We start from the raw sequence: 3861 nt of genomic DNA, 5'->3' as shown, positions 1-3861 counted from the left end.
CGGGGCCTTAGCTCAGCTGGGAGAGCGGTTGCTTTGCAAGCATCAGGTCATCGGTTCGATCCCGATAGGCTCCACCACTGCGCAGCTGACGAGACGCGCAAGCGAAAGCTTGCAGCGCACATCAGCGAGCACGGCCAGCCTGCTGCAAGCAGGTCTGACGACGCGGCTTTGCCGCGGCGTGGTTGCGACACTCTGCCGAAATCCAGAAGATGAAGACACCAGATCCTCATGGGCGACCATGAGGTTAAGGCCGCGACGGCCTTCTTTGACATTGTGAATGGGTTCTTAAAATCGATGCCGTGGCGGTATGGGTTTGGAACGACGAGGATCGCGAAAGCGGTTCGCTGAGAGCTTCGGCTCGAGGGGGACTGGCTACGGGGTTCGAGGCGTCCAAGACTATATCTCTACAAATAATCTGGCTGAGATTTAATCATCCACATCAGCTGAGCCGCTCAGTGATGCGCCTTGTGTGTATCGACGACGGCCAGATCAGAACCACGCTTCACTGCTCTGCCGAGTTTCGTGTCGCTCTCCTGACGGAGAACGATCCAGTGTTGTCGTTGGTGGTGTGGACTCTCAAGCGTGAGGTAAGGGCAATTCGTGGATGCCTTGGCATGTACAGGCGATGAAGGACGTGGCACGCTGCGATAAGCGTCGGTGAGGTGTGAGCAACCTTTGACCCGACGATTTCCGAATGGGGAAACCCACCTATCCCGATTATTTCTTTCCGGTTCGCCGGGTGGAGGTAATCAGGAAAAAGGTATCACTTAACCGAATAAAATAGGTTTCGTGAAGCGAACCCGGGGAACTGAAACATCTCAGTACCTGGAGGAAAAGACATCAACCGAGATTCCGTTAGTAGTGGCGAGCGAACGCGGACCAGGCCAGTGCCTTCAATTCAACTAGCAGAACGATCTGGAAAGTTCGGCCGTAGCGGGTGACAGCCCCGTATGCGAAAGTGAGATTGAAGGACTTGAGTAGGGCGGGACACGTGTAATCCTGTCTGAATATAGGGGGACCACCCTCTAAGCCTAAATACTCGTACATGACCGATAGCGAACTAGTACCGTGAGGGAAAGGTGAAAAGCACCCCGATGAGGGGAGTGAAACAGTACCTGAAACGGATTGCCTACAAGCAGTTGGAGGGTCCTTGAGGCCTGACAGCGTACCTCTTGCATAATGGGTCTGTGACTTAATGTATCAAGCAAGCTTAAGCCGATAGGTGTAGGCGCAGCGAAAGCGAGTCTGAATAGGGCGCCATAGTTTGATGTATTAGACCCGAAACCCGGCGATCTAGGCATGACCAGGATGAAGGTGCGGTAACACGCACTGGAGGTCCGAACCGATTAACGTTGAAAAGTTACCGGATGAGTTGTGTTTAGGGGTGAAAGGCCAATCAAGCCGGGAAATAGCTGGTTCTCCGCGAAAACTATTGAGGTAGTGCCTCGGACGAACACCCTAGGGGGTAGAGCACTGGATGGATGCGGGGGTCGCGAGATCTACCAATTCTAACCAAACTCCGAATACCTAGGAGTGATATCCGGGAGACAGACGGCGGGTGCTAAGGTCCGTCGTCAAAAGGGAAACAGCCCTGACCTACAGCTAAGGTCCCCAAGTCACGTCTAAGTGGGAAAGCATGTGGGAATCCCAAAACAACCAGGAGGTTGGCTTAGAAGCAGCCATCCTTTAAAGAAAGCGTAACAGCTCACTGGTCTAAACAAGGGTTCCTGCGGCGAAGATGTAACGGGGCTCAAGACGTGCACCGAAGCTTAGGGTGTGTGCTTTTGTACACGCGGTAGCGGAGCGTTCCGTAAGCCTGCGAAGCGATCTGGTAATGGGTCGTGGAGGTATCGGAAGTGCGAATGCAGACATGAGTAGCGATAAAGAGGGTGAGATGCCCTCTCGCCGAAAGACCAAGGGTTCCTGCGCAAGGCTAATCCGCGCAGGGTGAGCCGGCCCCTAAGACGAGCCCGAAGGGGGTAGTCGATGGGAATGCGGTTAATATTCCGCAGCCTGGTGGTGTGTGACGGATGGTGTGTGTTGTACGTCCTTATCGGATTGGACGTGCTTCGAAACTGTCCCGGGAAATAGCCCCACCGTATAGACCGTACCCGAAACCGACACAGGTGGTCAGGTAGAGTATACCAAGGCGCTTGAGAGAAGTGTCCTGAAGGAACTCGGCAAATTGCCTCCGTACCTTCGGAAGAAGGAGGCCCTCATTGCGCGCAAGCGTTTTGAGGGGGCACAGGCCAGGGGGTAGCGACTGTTTAGCAAAAACACAGGGCTCTGCTAAGTCGGCTTCAAGACGACGTATAGGGCCTGACGCCTGCCCGGTGCCTGAAGGTTAAGAGGAGGAGTGCAAGCTCTGAATTGAAGCCCAGGTAAACGGCGGCCGTAACTATAACGGTCCTAAGGTAGCGAAATTCCTTGTCGGGTAAGTTCCGACCTGCACGAATGGCGTAACGACTTCCCCACTGTCTCCAGGACATGCTCAGCGAAATTGAATTCTCCGTGAAGATGCGGAGTACCCGCGGTTAGACGGAAAGACCCCGTGCACCTTTACTGCAGCTTCAGAGTGGCATTAGGAAAGAACTGTGTAGCATAGGTGGGAGGCTTTGAAGCATTGGCGCCAGCCGATGTGGAGCCATAGGTGAAATACCACCCTGTTGTTTTCTGATGTCTAACCTCGTTCCGTGAAGCCGGAACAGGGACCCTCTGTGGCGGGTAGTTTGACTGGGGCGGTCGCCTCCTAAAGAGTAACGGAGGCGCGCGATGGTGGGCTCAGGCCGGTTGGAAACCGGCTGTTAGAGTGCAATGGCATAAGCCCGCCTGACTGCGAGACTGACAAGTCGAGCAGAGACGAAAGTCGGTCATAGTGATCCGGTGGTCCCTCGTGGAAGGGCCATCGCTCAACGGATAAAAGGTACGCCGGGGATAACAGGCTGATAACCCCCAAGAGCTCATATCGACGGGGTTGTTTGGCACCTCGATGTCGGCTCATCACATCCTGGGGCTGGAGCAGGTCCCAAGGGTTTGGCTGTTCGCCAATTAAAGTGGTACGTGAGCTGGGTTCAGAACGTCGCGAGACAGTTTGGTCCCTATCTGCCGTGGGCGTCGAAATTTGAGAGGAGTTGACCCTAGTACGAGAGGACCGGGTTGAACGTACCTCTGGTGTACCTGTCGTCGTGCCAACGGCGCAGCAGGGTAGCTATGTACGGACGGGATAACCGCTGAAAGCATCTAAGCGGGAAGCCTCCCTCGAGATAAGATTTCACAGGACGGTCGGAGACCACGACCTTGATAGATCGGATGTGGAAGTGCGGTAACGCATGGAGCTAACCGATACTAATCGTCCTATTCGCGCTTGAGAGTCCCACCATCAACGACAGCCCTGGCTGTCCATGACGGTCGGATGATAAAAGCTCGACGCCAGAAACAACACATACGTAAAGTGTGCATCGATTTTAGAACCGTACGTCCCGGCCAGGCCCAGCTTGTCCGGGGCCCCCATGAAGTACCACTTCATGGGGTACACCGCAGGCTTCATTGCCTGGTGACCATAGCGTCGGTGTCCCACCCGATCCCATCTCGAACTCGGCCGTGAAACCCGACTGCGCCAATGGTACTATCGCCTAAGCGATGGAAGAGTAGGGCGTCGCCAGGCATTGCAGCTTGCGTGTGTACGATTAAACGAACCCATTCATCTTGTCGTCCATCAAGGACACACCGTCGCCTCCGCTAATCACGGAGGCGTTCGTGTTTCCAAAACGGACAAAAACACAGTGTCGCGGGGTGGAGCAGCCCGGTAGCTCGTCAGGCTCATAACCTGAAGGTCACAGGTTCAAATCCTGTCCCCGCAAC

At 54.9% G+C, this 3861-nt stretch carries 2 tRNA genes and 2 rRNA genes; all 4 read left to right on the top strand.

Annotated elements, in window-relative coordinates:
- The first annotated feature begins 1 nt into the window (after position 1).
- The 4 genes from ACH0BU_RS17670 to ACH0BU_RS17655 all read left to right on the top strand — a co-directional run bounded on the left by ACH0BU_RS17670 (position 2) and on the right by ACH0BU_RS17655 (position 3860).
- Positions 2-77, top strand: a tRNA-Ala gene (locus tag ACH0BU_RS17670).
- Between the two features lie 500 nt (positions 78-577).
- A 23S ribosomal RNA gene (locus tag ACH0BU_RS17665) occupies positions 578-3369 on the top strand.
- 180 nt (positions 3370-3549) lie between these two features.
- Positions 3550-3664 (top strand): 5S ribosomal RNA (gene rrf / locus ACH0BU_RS17660).
- Positions 3665-3786: 122 nt separating this feature from the next.
- A tRNA-Met gene (locus tag ACH0BU_RS17655) sits at positions 3787-3860 on the top strand.
- Position 3861: the final 1 nt, after the last annotated feature.

Origin of the sequence: Sphingomonas olei (assembly GCF_045369765.1) — a bacterium.
Lineage (GTDB): Bacteria > Pseudomonadota > Alphaproteobacteria > Sphingomonadales > Sphingomonadaceae > Sphingomonas > Sphingomonas panaciterrae.
The sequence above is the reverse complement of the archived record's forward strand: the minus strand, read 5'-3'. Positions and strand labels throughout refer to the sequence as shown.